The following is a 17208-nucleotide window of genomic DNA, read 5'->3' on the forward strand; positions in this document are numbered from 1 at the left end:
CTAACATAAACAAAAGGAAATAATCTATGGAAGAGCAAATCGAAGTCAAAGAAGTTGATAACGTGGTCGTTCACTTCTCCGGGGATTCGGGGGATGGAATGCAGTTAGCCGGTAACATCTTCACAACGATATCCGCAACTGTGGGTAATGGAGTGTCTACGTTCCCTGATTATCCAGCTGATATCCGTGCCCCGCAAGGCTCGCTAACGGGTGTGAGTGGCTTTCAGGTGCATGTTGGTGCAGGCAAGGTATATACGCCGGGAGACCGTTGTGATGTGCTCGTAGCCATGAATGCTGCAGCACTGAAGATGCAGTACAGGCATTGCAAACCGAATGGAACCATCATTATTGATACCGATTCCTTTGGTGCGAAAGACCTCCAAAAGGCAGAGTTCCGCAGTGATGACTATCTAGGTGAGATGGGTATCGACCCCGATCGAGTGGTTGCTTGCCCTATAACAAAGATGGTGAAGGAGTGTCTGGCTGATACGGGCATGGACAATAAGTCCATGTTAAAGTGCCGTAACATGTTTGCTTTGGGACTTGTCTGCTGGCTTTTCAATCGTGATTTGAGCTTAGTAGATAACTTCCTTGAGGCTAAGTTCAAGAAGAAACCAGCTGTTGCCGAAGCCAATAAACGTGTTGTAAGAGCTGGATATGACTATGGTCACAACGTACATGCGTCTGTTCCGAACACTTACCGCATAGAGTCTAAGGTGAAGGAAGCAGGTCGCTATATGGATATCACGGGTAACAAGGCGACTGCCTACGGCTTGATGGCAGCAGCAGAGAAGGCTGGCTTGCGCTTGTTCTTGGGTTCTTATCCAATCACTCCAGCAACAGATATCCTCCACGAATTGGCTAAACACAAGTCAATGGGCGTCACAACGGTGCAATGCGAAGACGAGATTGCTGGTTGCGCATCGGCTATCGGTGCCGCTTTCGCTGGTGCTTTAGCTGCTACATCAACCTCTGGTCCGGGTATCTGTCTAAAGAGTGAGGCTATGAATCTAGCCCTTATTGATGAGCTTCCATTGGTGATTATCGACGTACAGCGTGGTGGTCCGTCTACCGGTTTACCAACTAAGAGTGAGCAGACCGACCTCTTGCAGGTGCTTTATGGGCGTAATGGCGAAAGCCCAATGCCTGTTATTGCAGCCACAAGTCCCACTGATTGCTTCGATGCAGCGTATCACGCATGTAAGATAGCATTGGAACACATGACGCCAGTGGTGCTCTTGACCGATGCATTCATTGCTAACGGCTCTTCTGCGTGGAAGTTACCTGACATCGAAGAGTTGCCCGAAATTCATCCACATTATGCTACAGAGGAACAGAAGTATAAGTACACTCCTTACAAGCGTGACCCAGAGACGCTCGCACGTTATTGGGCGATACCAGGCACAGAGGGCTACACACATATCTTAGGAGGATTGGAGAAAGATGGAGAAACGGGTAGTATCTCAACCGATCCAGAGAATCATGACAAGATGGATAGGCTTCGTTGGGATAAAGTGGCACGTATTCCTGTACCCGAACTACAGGTGCTTGGTGATGAGAAAGACGCCGATTTGCTCATAGTAGGCTTTGGTAGTAGCTACGGTCACTTGTATTCTGCAATGGAAGAGTTGCGTCGTAAGGGTAATAAGGTAGCCTTGGCACAATTCAAGTACATCAACCCTCTGCCAAAGAATACGGCAGAGGTACTGGGAAGATACAAGAAGGTGGTTGTTGCCGAGCAGAACCTTGGTCAGTTAGCAGCCCTTCTACGTATTCGTATCAACCATTTCGCTCCTTATCAGTACAACCAAGTAAAGGGACAGCCTTTCGTTGTTACGGAACTAGTCGCAACGTTTGAGAAACTCCTTAAGGCTCCATTACCAAAGGAAGAGAGTGGTACGTTCTATACAAAGATATTGCAGTAAGGCTCCTAAACATAACTTCTTTAAATTCTAAACAGATTATGAACCAATATACAGCACAAGACTTTAAGAAGGGACAACCACGCTGGTGCCCCGGATGTGGCGACCACTTCTTCCTTGCCAGCTTGCAGAAAGCAATGGCAGAACTAGGTGTTCCACCTTATGAAACAGCCGTTATCAGTGGTATCGGGTGCTCAAGTCGATTACCCTATTACGCTAATACCTATGCCATGCAGACCATTCACGGTCGTGCCGCAGCCATCTCTACGGGTGCAAAGGTAACCAATCCGAACCTTACCATTTGGCAGGTATCGGGCGATGGTGACGCTCTTGCCATCGGTGGTAACCACTTCATCCATGCCATGCGACGCAATATCGACTTGAATATGATTCTGTTGAACAACCGCATCTATGGTCTCACGAAGGGGCAATACTCCCCAACTAGCCCTCGCGGGTTCGTCTCTAAGTCGAGTCCCTTTGGTACAACGGAAGATCCGTTCCGCCCTGCTGAACTCTGTTTTGGCGCTCGCGGCAACTTCTTCGCACGTAGCGTTGCTAGCGACAATAATGAGACAATAGCCATCCTCAAGGCTGCTTACCGGCATAAGGGGGCTTCCGTGTGTGAGATTTTGCAGAATTGTGTGATCTTCAACGATGGTTGTCACAACTCAGTCTACACCTCTCAAGGTCGTAAAGAGAATGCAATCTACGTTAAGCATGGCGAACCTTTGATCTTTGGAGCTAATAAGGAGTATGGACTCATGCAAGAGGGATTCGGCTTGAAGGTCGTTAAGATTGGCGAGAATGGCATTACGCAAGATGATATCCTCGTACATGATGCCCACTGCCAAGACAATACTCTACAGCTGAAGTTGGCTATGATGAGTAATGAAGATGGTTTCCCAATAGCCCTCGGAGTGATTCGTGATGTTGAAGCACCTACTTACGATGCTGCAGTGAACCAACAGATAGAAGAGGTGAAGGCGCAGAAGCATTATCACACGTTCATGGAAATGTTGGAAACCAACGATATTTGGGAAGTAAAATGATGTGATATATTAAAACAGCATTTGCGAGATAATAAAGGATGTACGCCTTTGTAGCGAGCTAAATAACATAGCGAACCACACAAAGACACATGAAACTTCCTACATAGCAAGTGTACCTTACAAGCAAAAGTCAGTTCTTTACGCTCATTGTTAGCGTTAGGAACTGACTTTTTTATGCCCCTTTCCCTCTCCAATCTGTTAGTATTAGTCCCTCTCCAGATTGCCTGTTGGAGCATGAAAGAATGGTATTAGCCAGCTTTTACACCTGTTCTAACATTCTTTCCCCGCTGTTCTTCAATTACAGCAAATAGTATCCCGCATCTTTTTAACCTATACTCTATGTTAGTTTCATCATGATGAAACCAGTGTCTCATCATGATGAAACACTAATTTCATCGTGATGAAACCTGTGTCTCTTCACGATGAGACAAACGTAGGGTATATATAGACAAAATGAAACACACGTTATAAACGAAGTTATAACGTGTGTAAAACATTTATAAGACGCATGCGTCAGTGCTGTGAAGCACATTTATAAGAATATGGACGGACCTTCTTAACAATAGATACCAGTGTGGTATCTTTCTGTGCCTGCTGTAATGAAAGGTTCTTATTCTCCCTTTTCGTTTAGCCGATACATGCTTGTTTTGACCCCTAATTTCCCTTGAGGGCTGTCCGATATGTCTCTTCCTGTAACGCTCACAGCTTACAAATCCTTCTTTTTAAAGATACGTAAAGAAAGTAGGTAGGGTACTATAATCCACAACAACAAGAGGATAGACGACACTAATACACCTCCTGTGGCACCAAGGAATTCTTTGAATGCTGCGCCGCCATATCCCATCATAGCCGATACATCCATCTGTAAGATAACCTGAAAACGAGTTAGGTCTAATGGATTTAACATGAGTAAGGTGAGCAACGGAGTCTCTATTGGCCAATCAGATAATAGAAATAAGGTATAGAGCAAGATAGCATCATAGATCATTGTCAGTAAGAGCCAAATGAGGATTGATACACCTGTTCCGCGTGTTTTGTCGCTTGTTAACATGGTTGTGAGGAATGCTAAGGACACGAAGATGAGCGTGTTGACACAGCCCATAAGGACGAGGATAAATCCTGTTGACCAATTTGTATAAAGCAACATTGGGATACCTGCTCCCAACAAGAAGGCTATCAGCAAACTTGATGATACTCCTGTATAAAGGCTTTGCCAAATCTGTTTACGCTTAATGGGCTGACTTAACAACAAGACTTGGAAATCGTGAGAGTCGTACAAGTACGTTACCGTATAGAGTAACGACATAAGTGGTGTGACAAAGAGGATGATGTTGAGTACTGTTAATGCGCCCTTCGACTCATTGTCTTGTAGCAGTAATGAAGTCCACGACAGCAATGCGAGTAACACAAAATATACGACAACAACCCTGCTCTTGACGTTGTCCATGAAGATGATTCTTGTTATCTTTCCCATAGTTCTTATGCTTCTCCTTCGCTTTTCTTTAGGTAATACATTACAGCCTGTGACACATTGTCTTGCTGAGTCTCTTTCAGTAGCTGTTCAACAGGCTTGAAGAACAAGATATGTCCTTCTTCCATGAATATGATATGTGTAACAACACCCTCTAACTCGCTTAGGATGTGCGATGTAACAAAGACGAGTTTATCTTTCTCCTTGATAATCTTCTCCTTTAGAATATTGGCTGCAAGGGGATCAAGACTGGCTGTTGGTTCGTCGAGGATGAGGATATCTGGATTGAAAAGGAATGCTAGAGCAGCATTGACCTTTTGGCTTGTTCCGCCCGAAAGTGTCTTTGTCTTCTTATCTGCTATCGTCTCAATCTGATAAGCCTCATAAAGTTCTTTGTCTAATTCAGAGCTTGTTCCCCGTACATTCTGAATGGTTCTGAATGTCTCTTTAACGCTCATATTCTCTGGGAAGCAGCTGTTCTGTTGCATAAATCCGATATGTTGGCGATAGGATGGGTTCTCTTGTATGTTGATACCATTAACGATTACCTCGCCAGATTGAGGTGTGACCAATCCCAAGATACACTTCATTAACGTTGTTTTTCCGCATCCATTGGGACCTACAAAGCCTATGCACTGTCCTTTCTTTAGTTCTAGATTGATGTTGTGCAGCACCTGCTGTTTGCCATACGACTTATTAAGATTCTTTATTGTGATCATAACTTATACGGATTCATGTGTGGGGAATTGTCTACGTAATTGTCGGGGGTAATGGAAGGTAGGACCTTTTCCGTTGCATCTAAGATATTCATGAGGAAGCTATGGAAGAAGAATAGTACGTTCTCATTCTGCTCTGCTAACATGGAGAATAAACTCAACGGATGGAAGGGCACGTCACCATAGCCGTCTTTGTTAAGGTCGTATCCCTCATACTTGTCCCAGTAATTCCTATCAACGTTGTTGCGATTATAGCTGACATTGGTCGTCATGTCGAAAGTATTACCTAAGAAGTTGTTATGATTGATAGTGTCATTCGTGCTGGCAGATATCAATCGCATACCCCATCCATTGTTCTTTATGGTGTTATGATGAACTGATAAGTCGGAACCACCATCTATCAATAACCCAACAGTATTGTTTAGAAAATGATTTCCCTTTATAGTACTATATTGTAGTTCTTTGATGAGTAGACCATAGGATGATGTCCCACGGTTATATTCGAACGTGTTGTTGATCATCTCCACATTATGGGCGAACATAACAGCCACACCTGCTTGGTTGCGGTAGAAGTGGTTGCTATTATAAACATTGAAGTGCGAAAACATGAAATGTAATCCATAACGTGCACACCCATTTATAGTGTTGTGATCAATATGCGAGTTGTTCACAAACTCTAAGTATATACCGTCTCTGTTGTGTCCAATCTTATTCCCTGTAATGTGCATGTTATCACTCTTCCAGCAATGTACAGCATTTCCCATGATTGGGTTATAAGTAATATTACTGGAGATGTTATTGTTTGCAACTAATCCATCCTTACAGTTTTGATACATCACACTAAACTGGTTCTTGCGGAAGAAGCAATTACGTACAACGACAGCTTGTGCGTTGTTCACATGTACACCGCAGTAGTCTCGTTGGGATGACCGTGCTGAGTTTTGTATTTGTAATCCTTCAATAACGACGTTATCTGCCTTTATCTCGATAACATTTCCTTTCTTACTACCATCAATAATAGGAGTCCCTACTCCCTTTAATGTGATTGGTTTGTTGATAAGAAGGCGTTCCTTATAAATCTTTTTACCGTACACTAATATCTCATCATGCGGCTTCGCAGTGTTTATAGCCATTGTTATAGATGAGAAGACCTTACCTTCTCCCACCTCAATTGTTCGTGCAGACAATGTGGTAGAGAGGGTAAGGCATACGAGTGTGATCAATGTTCTGGATGTTGTACTTTTAATCTTTCCCATGTGTCAAGGAGGATAGAATGAGTCTTTATGGCAAACTTCTGCGCATGGCTGTGGTTGCTGAAGGCTGCTACGCCTCCATTCATAGGACTCTTGATGTCATTTCCTAGTACAAGACCGGCAGTCTTGATATCTATCAGAGAATCTGGATGCTCATAGTCTGCAACATAAATCTTAGCAATTGTACTGTCCGATAAGTTCTGCTTGTTCATGTAATGGAATAGGCAAGACAAATCATCGAATTTGAAACATTTCCCTTTATCGGAAATAATCTCACAAGCGAACTTTGGAACCTCTATTGTCATACCACAACCTGCACATTCATCTTTCCCCAATTCTATAGGTTGAGGTTTGTCGCTCTTGGTGCATGCGATAAGTGATAAAAGAATTATCGATAGTGTTGCACCAGCAAAGAGTTTAGTTCTGTTAGTTATGAATCTCATTTCTTGATAGCCTTTTTGTTAAATACACCAATTTCTTTCAGTACGACAAAGGCAAGGATGAGTCCAGCAGTAACAAGGAAATATCCTCCAAGGTCTGGCTGTGATAAAGCATCAAAATTCAGTAGCTGCTTCTCACCGATAATAGGAGGCTGATAAGCCATTCCTGGAACCTTGATAGGAGCATCAGGCGACAGGTTATGACCATACACATAAGTCCAATGATAGAAGTCGACAAAGCCTAGAATACCGAAGATACCAAATGATATCAGTGATGCGATACTTAGCCTCTTACTTTTCATTACAGCTGCAACGACAAAGAGGATACCGAAAGCACAAAGGATAATTGGCAATGCTGTGAACTCCCAGAAGTCGCCTGGATGAATCTGCGCCATACCAACATAGTGGTTCAACTCATTAATCTTATAAAGGTCATTACCCTCATCACCACCAGAGACACCTTCTGTTCCGCCAATATAAAGTACCATTCCCTCTGGATACTGTGGAGCAGAAAGATCTATACGCCATACGGATGTGAATGCACCTGCTATTGCAAAGAGTGCTGCAACAATGAGCAGTATCATGCTCGACTTGCTTATTTTACCAGAAAAATCTAATTTCATACTTATTTTATATTGTTGACCTGTCATCGTTCTTAGCGTAGATTACACTCACTAAATTGCGATGGCAGGTCGTTTTTATTCTGATTTAATCTATCTAATTACTTTCTCTTATGACTAGTTGGAGCTGTCCCAGACTGAGTCGTTGGTTTGGTTACCATATATTGTGATGGTAACTTATCATCAATAGTAAACTTCAATGGAGTGTTGCTTCCCTTAGGAGATACACGGGCATAACCCTGCATCTCTTGGTGAAGAGCACTACAGAAGTCTGTACAGTAATATGGTATAATACCAACGCGGTTTGGTATCCACTTCAATGTACAAGTTTCACCAGGCATAACAAGAATCTCTGCATTGTTATTTCCCTTTACAGCAAATCCATGTGGTATATCCCATTCCTGCTCAATATTTGTTACATGGAAGTAAACTTCATCTCCCATCTTGATACCTTCAATGTTGTCAGGAACCAAACGAGATCGGATGGCAGCTATATAAACGTCAACTTTGTTTCCATGACGCTCCATACGAGCCTGCTGAGCAGTACTAATCTTATATGGATTATGGTTATCTGCTAATCTTGTAAAGTATAGCATGTTCGGCTTAAGCATGTCAGCTGCAATCGCAGAAGCGTAGTGAGGCTCACCAATCAATGGGAATTCAAGTATAAGCTTCATCTTGTTTCCACTGATATCATAAAGCTGGGCAGCCTGACAAAGCTCTGGACCTGTTGGTAAGAAGCAGTCCTTTGTAATCTTATTGTATGCAACCATGTACTTTCCGTAAGGCTTTTTTGTGTCTGCACCTAATACAGAAAGGTGACCAACAGAATAGTAAGTTGGAACGCGATCCTCTATCTGGCAATCTTTCAGTCTCCATTTAACAATTTCTGAAGAGATGAAGAAACTGGTGTATGCGTTACCGTCAGCATCAAACTCAGTGTGAAGAGAACCAAGTCCTGGTGACTGTACTTCACCATGCAGAGCATCCTCATACTTGATGACATTGATACCGTCTACCTTACCATCAAACTTATGATTCTTGATTGCGTTTTCGATCTTTGAGAAGCTAAACACAGGAAGGTTAGCACTTAACTTTCCGTTACCAACAATGTATTCGCCTGTTGGGTCAACATCTACACCATGTGGAGACTTTGGACAAGGGATGAGATACAAGAAGTCATTGTACTTCTTTGTGTCAATCACCTTCACCTTGTTGATAATCTCAGAAGTAGCCTGCTCGGTGTCTCTGTGCATTACGTTGTGAGCATACTTGCAAGGTTTCCAATCAAAATCACCCTTTGCTGCGTGCTCGGCAGCCTTCTTCCAGTTGATAGCAAGGATGTAATCCTTATCATGTTGAGAAGCATTCACCTCTAACAGAGAGTGTGCCTCTTCTGTATTATAGCATGTGAAGAATGACCAATCGGCTGAAGCATTCTTACCACTATGGCTGAGGTCATAGTTGTAAGGAGGTAAAGAGAGCTGGAAATCCAAGTTGAGACCACCAGTCTTCTTGTCTACCTTAATATAAGAGATAGTTCCACGGAATTTCTGTTTATAGTCTTTAATAGGTACATCGCCATTTTCATAATCGGCAGGGACACTGAAACGAGAACCAGAAACGATGTATTCTGTATTGCTTGTAATAAATGGAGAAGCGTGATTACCTGAAGTGTTAGGCAACTCAATAATCTCTTCTGTACGGAAATCCTTTAAGTTAATACGTGCAATACGTGGTGTGTTGTTGGCATTAATGAATAGCCATCTACCATCATACATGGCATCTGTCTCAGAAAGCTGCGTATGATGAGAGTCGTCCCATGGAACAAAACCGAAAGAGGTATTCAACATCGGTTTGGTATTCTCATCATAACCGTATCCGTTTTCACCGTTCTGTGAGAACACAGGGATCACCTTTAATAAACGTCCTGATGGTATACCATAGACAGCAACCTGTCCACTGAAACCGCCAGATACAAAATCATAATACTCGTCATAGTGTCCTGGAGCGACATAGACTTGCTTAGCAGCATCATCATCAACTGCGATTTGCCCAGTCTTTTTTAGCTTACATGACTGTAGTGTACCGCAGACTGCGATGAATGAAACTAATGAATAAACAACAAATTTTCTCATATAAAAGAATTATTAATAATTATATTTTCGGGATAAAGTTATAAAGAATTAATGAATGAGCCATGTACTCGTTAAGATATATCTATTTTGTTAATGTAATTTAACCCGCGGTAATGATGTATTATGCGACCTATTTCAGCGCAAGCAGTCCTACTTTTATGAGCGTATTATGCTGATTCTTACTTCCGAATACTATCAAACATGAAGCCACCATTGTCCCCCTTTTTACGTATGTTTCTTATATAACCATCTCTTGCAAACACCATTATAATAATAAGCTATAATAGGGTGTCGAGTTAGAAATTAGGAGGTTTGATCCATTCTTACTTACTATTTACCCCGCTCTCACACCTATTCTACATTTTTTCCTAGCTGTTCTTCAATTACAGCAAATAGTATCCCGTATCTTTTTAACCTATACTCTATGTTAGTTTCATCGTGATGAGACTTGTGTCTCATCGTGATGAAACACTAATTTCATCGTGATGAAACCTGTGTCTCTTCACGATGAGATAAATGTAGGGTATATATAAAAAAGATAGAACAAACGCTTGAAATGAACTTATAACGTGCGTAAAATCTTTATAAAGCGGTTGTGTCAGCTTTGCAAAGCGTAGGTATCAGTGTAGAGAATAACGATTCTCTGATGAATATTGGGCTATGAGACGTAAAGTAAAAGGACGATAGAAGCCGTTACTTCTATCGTCCTTTTTATCTTCTCTGATTAATTGGGATCGACCTTATAGTTTCTCTCCATAACATAAGTCGCCAGCATCGCCGAAGCCGGGAACAATATACTTATATTCGTTTAAGCCCTCATCAATAGCTGCGCACCATATTGTCGTAGAGTCTTCAGGGAAGGTTTTCTTGATGTGTGCGATACCTTCTGGTGTTGCCAACAAGCATGCTACATGCACATGGCGAGGCGTGCCCTTTGAAAGAATAGCCTTATAGCCCAGCTCCATAGAACCACCGGTAGCTAACATAGGGTCAGCAATGATAAGTGTTTTACCATTGATGTCAGGTGTAGCAAGATACTCAACATGGATTCCAACCTCGTGATGTGCAGCGTCTTTATACTCACGATAAGCACTGACAAAAGCGTTGCCGGCGTGGTCGAATATGTTTAAGAAGCCATTATGGAAAGGCAATCCAGCACGGAAGATAGTTGCAAGGACAATCTTGTCTGTTGGTATATTGACCTGCGCGGTACCTAATGGAGTAACAACATCCTTTGGTTCGTAGTTTAGTGTCTTAGAGATTTCAAATGCTTCAAACTCTCCTATTCGCATCACATTGTTGCGGAAGAGTAAACGATTCTTTTGGTAGTCTTTGTCACGAATCTCAGCCAGATATTGGTTGATGATGGAGTTCTGTTCTGAAAAATTAATGATTTCCATTTTCTATCTTAGGTGTTATAAGTAAGCAAACTTGCGACTTGCAGTACAAAATTTCGGCAAAAGTAAGAAATAATCTGTAGGTTTGCAAAGTCTAATTTGCAAATATACTCGTGCCTAGAATAATTTTAATAACTTTAACCATAAGGCTGAATACTTTGATACTTTTTCTATTCGTTTTTTTGTGTGGAGTTAATAATTATATTACCTTTGCGGTGTCTATTTAAGAGATATAATAGGTGATGTTAAAATCAATTTTCAACTAAATACATTTATAAGAAATGGCAAAGTTTGATAAGAGCGTACTTGAGAAGTACGGAATTACAGGTACAACAGAAGTGCTTTACAATCCTTCTTACGAAGTATTGTTCAACGAGGAGACAAAAGAAGGGCTTGAAGGCTTTGAGGTAGGTCAGGAGACAGAACTCGGTGCAATCAATGTTAAGACTGGTATCTACACTGGTCGTTCTCCTAAGGATAAGTTCATTGTTGATGATGAGACATCTCACGACACCGTATGGTGGGATTCAGAGGAGTACCACAACGATAATCACCGTGCAACTAAGGAGGCATGGGCAGCAGTAAAGGATATCGCAAAGAAGGAACTTTCAAACAAGCGTCTTTTCGTAGTTGATGGTTTCTGCGGTACACACAAGGATACACGTATGAAGATTCGTTTCATCGTTGAGGTTGCTTGGCAGGCTCACTTTGTAACAAATATGTTCATCCGTCCAAAGTCAGAGGCAGACTTCGAGCAGGAGCCAGATTTCATTGTTTACAATGCTTCAAAGGCAAAGGTTGAAAACTGGAAAGAGCTTGGCTTACACTCAGAGACTTGTGTTATGTTCAACGTAACATCTAAGGAGCAGGTAATCATCAATACTTGGTACGGTGGTGAAATGAAGAAGGGTATGTTCTCAATGATGAACTACTTCTTGCCATTGAAGGGTATGGCTGCTATGCACTGCTCTGCAAACACCGATATGAAGGGTGAGAATACTGCTATCTTCTTCGGTCTTTCTGGTACTGGTAAGACAACTCTTTCTACCGATCCAAAGCGTAAGCTCATTGGTGATGACGAGCACGGATGGGATGACAAGGGCGTCTTCAACTTCGAAGGTGGTTGCTATGCAAAGGTTATCAACCTTGATAAGGAATCAGAGCCAGACATCTACGGCGCAATCACACGTGACGCTCTCCTTGAGAACGTAACAGTTGATGCTAATGGTAAGATTGACTTCGCTGATAAGAGCGTAACAGAGAACACTCGTGTTTCTTACCCAATCTATCACATTAAGAACATCCAGCGTCCTGAGTCACAGGGTCCAGCTGCAAAGCAGGTAATCTTCCTTTCAGCTGATGCATTCGGTGTTCTTCCTCCAGTATCAATCTTGACTCCAGAGCAGACTAAGTACTACTTCCTCTCTGGTTTCACTGCTAAGTTGGCTGGTACAGAGCGTGGTATCACAGAACCTACTCCAACATTCTCTGCTTGCTTCGGTCAGGCATTCTTGGAGCTTCACCCAACAAAGTATGCTGAAGAGTTGGTTAAGAAGATGCAGAAGAGCGGTGCTAAGGCTTACTTAGTTAACACTGGTTGGAACGGTACAGGCAAGCGTATCTCTATCCGCGATACTCGTGGTATCATTGACGCTATCTTGAACCACTCAATCGATGCTGCTCCAACAAAGCAGATTCCTTACTTCAACTTCACAGTTCCTACAAAGCTCGAAGGTGTTGCAACAGATATTCTTGATCCACGTGACACTTACGCTGACGCAACTCAGTGGGATGAGAAAGCTAAGGATCTCGCAGCTCGTTTCATCAAGAACTTCAAGAAGTACGAGAACAACGAGGCTGGTAAGGCTCTCGTTGCAGCTGGTCCACAGCTCTAAATCTTGTAGTTACTGGATTGTAACTAATACGATAAATATAAGTCCTATCCGCAGTTACCGCGGATAGGACTTTTCGTTTAATACATGTACTGTTAATTTGCTTTAGATAGATAACCTTTAATCAAAGAACAAAAATAACTAATAATCCCTTTGTAAATCTACTTTTTTATTTAATTTTGTCACGATATAAATTAAAAATACCTATCAGACGGATAAAGTATAATGTTTAATTAACGTAAGGAGATAATTTTATGAAGAAGATTTATTTTGTATTAATAGCTTTGTTAGCATGTTTATTTACCGCTTGTCACGATAAAGAGGAAGAGAATATGATAGATGAATTCTTAACTTTTGATAAGGAGGATGTTACTGTTTCAAATGCTTCAAACTCGTTTATACTTTATGCAAAATCTGGTGATTGGCGTGGCATAGATAACATAACGTTTATACAGGATGGCGTAAAGAATATGGTTGTGCCTGATTTCGTTGGTGACAAAGACCAAGATCCTTCAGAGAAATATCACAAAGGCGTTCTGAATAACTGGTCGGCTGACTGGATAGTAGTGCAACAGACGAATAATAGCAAAGAGATGAAAGTGTATGTAAAGACGAATCGTAGTCACAAGGAGCGTACTGCTATACTTTCTGTAGACGGAGGGAATTGTAAACGTTCAGTAAAAATAACGCAGTTAGCTACTCCTAATTAAAACTTCCTGTGTTCTTTTTATATTTATACCAAAGAGAGGATGTGTCAAATAGGCACATCCTCTTTTCGTTACGACTAATATGGATTGATGTAACCTAATACTTACACCTTGCTTTGCCCCCTCTCTTCGTCTTGATATTAGCTTTTAGCTTTAACAGGAGCTAATATCGTCATACTTATATATGCATTCTGTGTTGAGTTTATGCGTATCTTGTTTTATTTTTATACGTATTGCGCATTTGCGGAATACGTATGTTTTAGTATTATCTAAGCGTGATAAAGTATTATCAGACTTAGATAAAGTATTATCACGCTTAGATAATTAATTATCACGCTTAGATAATAGAATTATATACGTACAAAAGCAATATGGAACCAATGAAAAAACAATCGAAAAGCAAGGAAAAAGAATGGTAATACGTATATCTTTCGTTATTACTACTTATTCTTTAAGATGGCTATAGGGGTTTCCGCTGATCGAGTACGTGCGTTGCTGTCGTTCCCACGTTAGTACTTGGGTGCGTTCCCTTTTGATATTGACGATTCTAATAGCCTAGAAATACGAATCTTCTATATAATACTAAACAAACTTAAAAATCTGACGTCTAAATATATATTTTACATAATTAACCCCGTAAAAGATGTTTAGTCTGAAGATTTCTGATTAAATTTGCAGCTAAATTCAATTATTAGTATCTGATGCGTAATAAGATATATACTCTTGTTGCCCTTGCATTGGCAACTTTGGTGATGACATCTTGTCTGAAGGATGATGACAATGATGGTAAAGGTTTAAGTTTTAGAGATACGGCTATTACTGGATTCACTCTAGGGAATCTGAAAGTAAAACGTGATACGCTTACGAAGTCTGGGAAGGATAGTACTTTCTATGCTAAGTATGATGCAAAGAAAGTTAGGTTTTATATAGATCAGGCGCAGGGATTGGTTTACAATGTAGACTCTCTGCCTTATGGAACTGATGTAGCGCACGTTTTGGCTACAATAACAACCAAGAACTCTGGTATTGTAACGATTCTTAATCAGTCGGGGGACAAGCAGACTTACTTCTCTCCGAAAGATTCAATCGATTTCACTTCTCCACGCTCGTTCCGTATCTACTCTAATGCACGCGATACTTATCGTGATTATAAGATATCGGTGAATGCGCATAAGCAGAAGGGCAATGTGTTCTCTTGGACAAGCATGCAGAGTAATAGTAATTTTGCTGCTTTCACGGCGATGAAGGCTGTAAGTACTAAGGATAAGATATTTGTATTTGGAACGAATGGTACACAGACGACGGGGTATGTGACGGCGCAGAACGATGGTAACCATTGGGGTTTGTTGTCTCAGTCTTTCTCTGCACAGGCTTATCAGAGCGTATTGGTCAAAGAGAATAAGTTATTTATTTTAGATAGTGGTCGAATCCTTAGTTCTACTGATGGTAACGCTTGGACTCAAATGGGTACGAATACGAACTTGAAGCAGTTAGTGGCTGCATCTTCTTCGGAGCTATTTGCTTTGACGACAGCTGGGAGTTTAGTTCGTTCGCAAGATAATGGGGCGACGTGGAATACAGAGACTTTGGATGATAATGCTTCTCTTCTTCCGGCAAGTAATATCAATTATGTCTTGTTAAGTAACAATGGCGCTGATGATAGGAGTCGTGTTTTATTAGTGGGAACAGCTGCTAGTGGAAACAAGACCGTTGCTTGGTCAAAGCTATCTTATAAGGATCGTCCAACGGCGGACGATACGTGGAATTATGTAGAGAATGCAGCTACTAAGTTCCTATTGCCTGCTTATCGCCATCTTACAGTTGTGAATTATGATGGTGCTGCGCTAGCTATGGGCGTGGATAATAGTGGTAAATTCGGCTCTATGTTATTGTCCCGTGATGCTGGTATTGCATGGAATAGCGATAAAGATTTCAGCTATCCACAGAATGTGCAACCGGCTAATACATTTACAGCAACAGTTGACGCAGATGCTTACATTTGGATGATTAGCGGTAGTAAGGTTTGGCGTGGAAGACTCAATAGAGTGGGTTGGAAGTTGAATCAAGAGCGTGCTGCAGAGTAAGCTCTAAGGCAGAGTAAGATGAAAAAGACCATCATTAGCGTTCTTTTCCTTTTAGTAACAACATCTTTGTGGGCACAGAGTGACCCTGAATATAAGATGGAGTTAGGAGCAGGTGTTGGCTTGATGGGCTATCTTGGCGACTTCAATGAGTCTTTAACAAAGGACTTGCAACCAATGGGGACGGTGCTTGCCAGATATAATTTCAATCCTTATATGGGTTTGAAGATGAATGTATCTTTTGGCAAGATGAAAGGTTCTTCAGTTGATGTGAAGACTTATTATCCTCGATTTGCCACAACACCTTATCTATTCAATAACTCTTTGGTAGATGTAGGCGTGGCTTATGAATATAACTTCTTGCCATACGGAACGGGTAAAGATTATCGTGGCGCACAACGTTTATCACCTTATGTAACAATAGGACTGGGTGCCACGTATGTTAAGATAGAGAATGGTAATCGTAGTTCCGCATTCTCGGCTAACCTTCCTATAGGCGTTGGCGTTAAGTATAAGGTTGGTGATCGAACGAATATCGGACTAGAGTGGGCGATGCATTTCACACTCTCTGACGAATTAGATGGACAAAGAGATCCCTACGGAATAAAGAGTAGTGGACTCTTCAAGAATACAGATAGCTATTCAACACTTCAATTGACGTTCAGCTATAGTTTTATGACCAAGTGCCGAACATGTCATAATGAAGATGAATAAGATGGCTAGATAAGAACAGTAAGAAAGGTTATTTTCTTCATATATAATCATGGTGGAAGAATTAGACATGACACGGATTCCAGAACACATTGCTATCATTATGGATGGTAATGGGCGCTGGGCAACGGAGCGTAATAAGCCCCGTTCTTATGGGCATCAAGCAGGAGTGGAGACGGTTCGCCGTATTACTTCTGAATGTGTACGTCTGGGTGTGAAGTATCTAACGCTTTACACCTTCTCTACAGAGAATTGGAGTCGACCTTCTGATGAGATTGCTGCATTGATGGGGCTTGTCTTAACTTCTTTAGAAGATGAAATCTTTATGAAGAACAATGTGCGATTCCGTGTGATAGGGGATATATGTCGATTGCCTATAGAGGTGCAACAGAAGCTCAGAGAGACGGAAGAACATACGGAGAAGAACTCTGCTATGACAATGGTTGTCGCTCTTAGCTATAGTTCACGGTGGGAGATAACTAAGGCGGTACAGGATATCATTGCAGAAAATCAGGGTAATGAAAAAGTATCGCTACGCCCCGAGATGATAACAGAAGAGTTACTCAGTAAGCACATGCAAACCAACTTTATGCCTGATCCTGACCTTCTAATAAGGACAGGCGGTGAGCTTCGTATCTCTAATTACCTTCTTTGGCAGATAGCCTATTCAGAGCTTTACTTCTGTGATACCTATTGGCCAGACTTTGGGGAACACGATTTACAACATGCTATATATAGTTTCCAAAAGAGACAACGTCGTTTTGGAAAGACTGAGAGACAGATAGAAGAAAACGAAAACAAATAAGTTACG

14 protein-coding genes are annotated in these 17208 nt (G+C 41.5%); 7 read left to right on the forward strand and 7 right to left on the reverse strand.

Features of this window, described 5'->3' with window-relative positions:
- The first annotated feature begins 26 nt into the window (after positions 1-26).
- Together D464_RS0107800 and D464_RS0107805 are read left to right on the forward strand one after the other, a co-directional pair.
- Entirely contained in the window at positions 27-1925 is a 1899-nt protein-coding gene (locus D464_RS0107800; RefSeq protein WP_018910907.1) for a 2-oxoacid:acceptor oxidoreductase subunit alpha, read from the forward strand.
- Between the two features lie 38 nt (positions 1926-1963).
- Complete coding sequence (locus D464_RS0107805; protein ID WP_018910908.1) at positions 1964-2971, forward strand: 2-oxoacid:ferredoxin oxidoreductase subunit beta; 1008 nt, start codon at positions 1964-1966, stop codon at positions 2969-2971.
- Between the two features lie 706 nt (positions 2972-3677).
- Here D464_RS0107805 and D464_RS0107810 read toward each other — a convergent pair.
- The 7 genes from D464_RS0107810 to upp form a co-directional block, all read right to left on the reverse strand.
- The gene (locus D464_RS0107810) at positions 3678-4445 is read right to left on the reverse strand and encodes an ABC transporter permease subunit (RefSeq protein ID WP_018910909.1); all 768 of its coding nucleotides are present in this window, start codon (positions 4443-4445) and stop codon (positions 3678-3680) included.
- A gap of 5 nt (positions 4446-4450) precedes the next feature.
- Positions 4451-5161 (reverse strand): ABC transporter ATP-binding protein, encoded by a 711-nt coding sequence (locus D464_RS0107815; protein WP_018910910.1) that lies wholly within the window; start codon positions 5159-5161, stop codon positions 4451-4453.
- Entirely contained in the window at positions 5158-6414 is a 1257-nt protein-coding gene (nosD, locus tag D464_RS0107820; RefSeq protein WP_018910911.1) for a nitrous oxide reductase family maturation protein NosD, read from the reverse strand. Before nosD ends, D464_RS0107815 begins: the two co-directional genes overlap by 4 nt.
- Positions 6378-6854 carry a nitrous oxide reductase accessory protein NosL gene (locus tag D464_RS0107825; RefSeq protein ID WP_018910912.1) on the reverse strand — a complete coding sequence of 159 codons (477 nt, stop codon included), beginning with the start codon at positions 6852-6854 and terminating at the stop codon, positions 6378-6380. Before D464_RS0107825 ends, nosD begins: the two co-directional genes overlap by 37 nt.
- Entirely contained in the window at positions 6851-7474 is a 624-nt protein-coding gene (locus D464_RS0107830) for a hypothetical protein (RefSeq protein WP_036908799.1), read from the reverse strand. Before D464_RS0107830 ends, D464_RS0107825 begins: the two co-directional genes overlap by 4 nt.
- Before the next feature lie 98 nt (positions 7475-7572).
- Positions 7573-9609 carry a Sec-dependent nitrous-oxide reductase gene (nosZ, locus tag D464_RS0107835; protein ID WP_018910914.1) on the reverse strand — a complete coding sequence of 679 codons (2037 nt, stop codon included), beginning with the start codon at positions 9607-9609 and terminating at the stop codon, positions 7573-7575.
- 740 nt (positions 9610-10349) lie between these two features.
- Positions 10350-11009, reverse strand: a complete 660-nt coding sequence (gene upp / locus D464_RS0107840; protein WP_004383122.1) for a uracil phosphoribosyltransferase — start codon at positions 11007-11009, stop codon at positions 10350-10352.
- 278 nt (positions 11010-11287) lie between these two features.
- Between upp and pckA the strand changes: the two genes are divergently transcribed.
- The 5 genes from pckA to D464_RS0107865 all read left to right on the forward strand — a co-directional run bounded on the left by pckA (position 11288) and on the right by D464_RS0107865 (position 17202).
- On the forward strand, positions 11288-12901 hold the full coding sequence (gene pckA / locus D464_RS0107845; RefSeq protein WP_018910915.1) for a phosphoenolpyruvate carboxykinase (ATP): 1614 nt from the start codon (positions 11288-11290) through the stop codon (positions 12899-12901).
- A gap of 251 nt (positions 12902-13152) precedes the next feature.
- On the forward strand, positions 13153-13608 hold the full coding sequence (locus tag D464_RS0107850) for a BACON domain-containing protein (protein ID WP_018910916.1): 456 nt from the start codon (positions 13153-13155) through the stop codon (positions 13606-13608).
- Between the two features lie 698 nt (positions 13609-14306).
- On the forward strand, positions 14307-15689 hold the full coding sequence (locus D464_RS0107855; protein ID WP_018910917.1) for a DUF6242 domain-containing protein: 1383 nt from the start codon (positions 14307-14309) through the stop codon (positions 15687-15689).
- An 18-nt stretch (positions 15690-15707) separates the two neighbouring features.
- Complete coding sequence (gene porG, locus D464_RS0107860; protein WP_018910918.1) at positions 15708-16400, forward strand: type IX secretion system protein PorG; 693 nt, start codon at positions 15708-15710, stop codon at positions 16398-16400.
- Between the two features lie 49 nt (positions 16401-16449).
- Complete coding sequence (locus D464_RS0107865; RefSeq protein ID WP_018910919.1) at positions 16450-17202, forward strand: isoprenyl transferase; 753 nt, start codon at positions 16450-16452, stop codon at positions 17200-17202.
- The last annotated feature ends 6 nt before the right edge of the window (positions 17203-17208 follow it).

The organism is Prevotella veroralis DSM 19559 = JCM 6290 (genome assembly GCF_000377625.1).
GTDB lineage: Bacteria > Bacteroidota > Bacteroidia > Bacteroidales > Bacteroidaceae > Prevotella > Prevotella veroralis.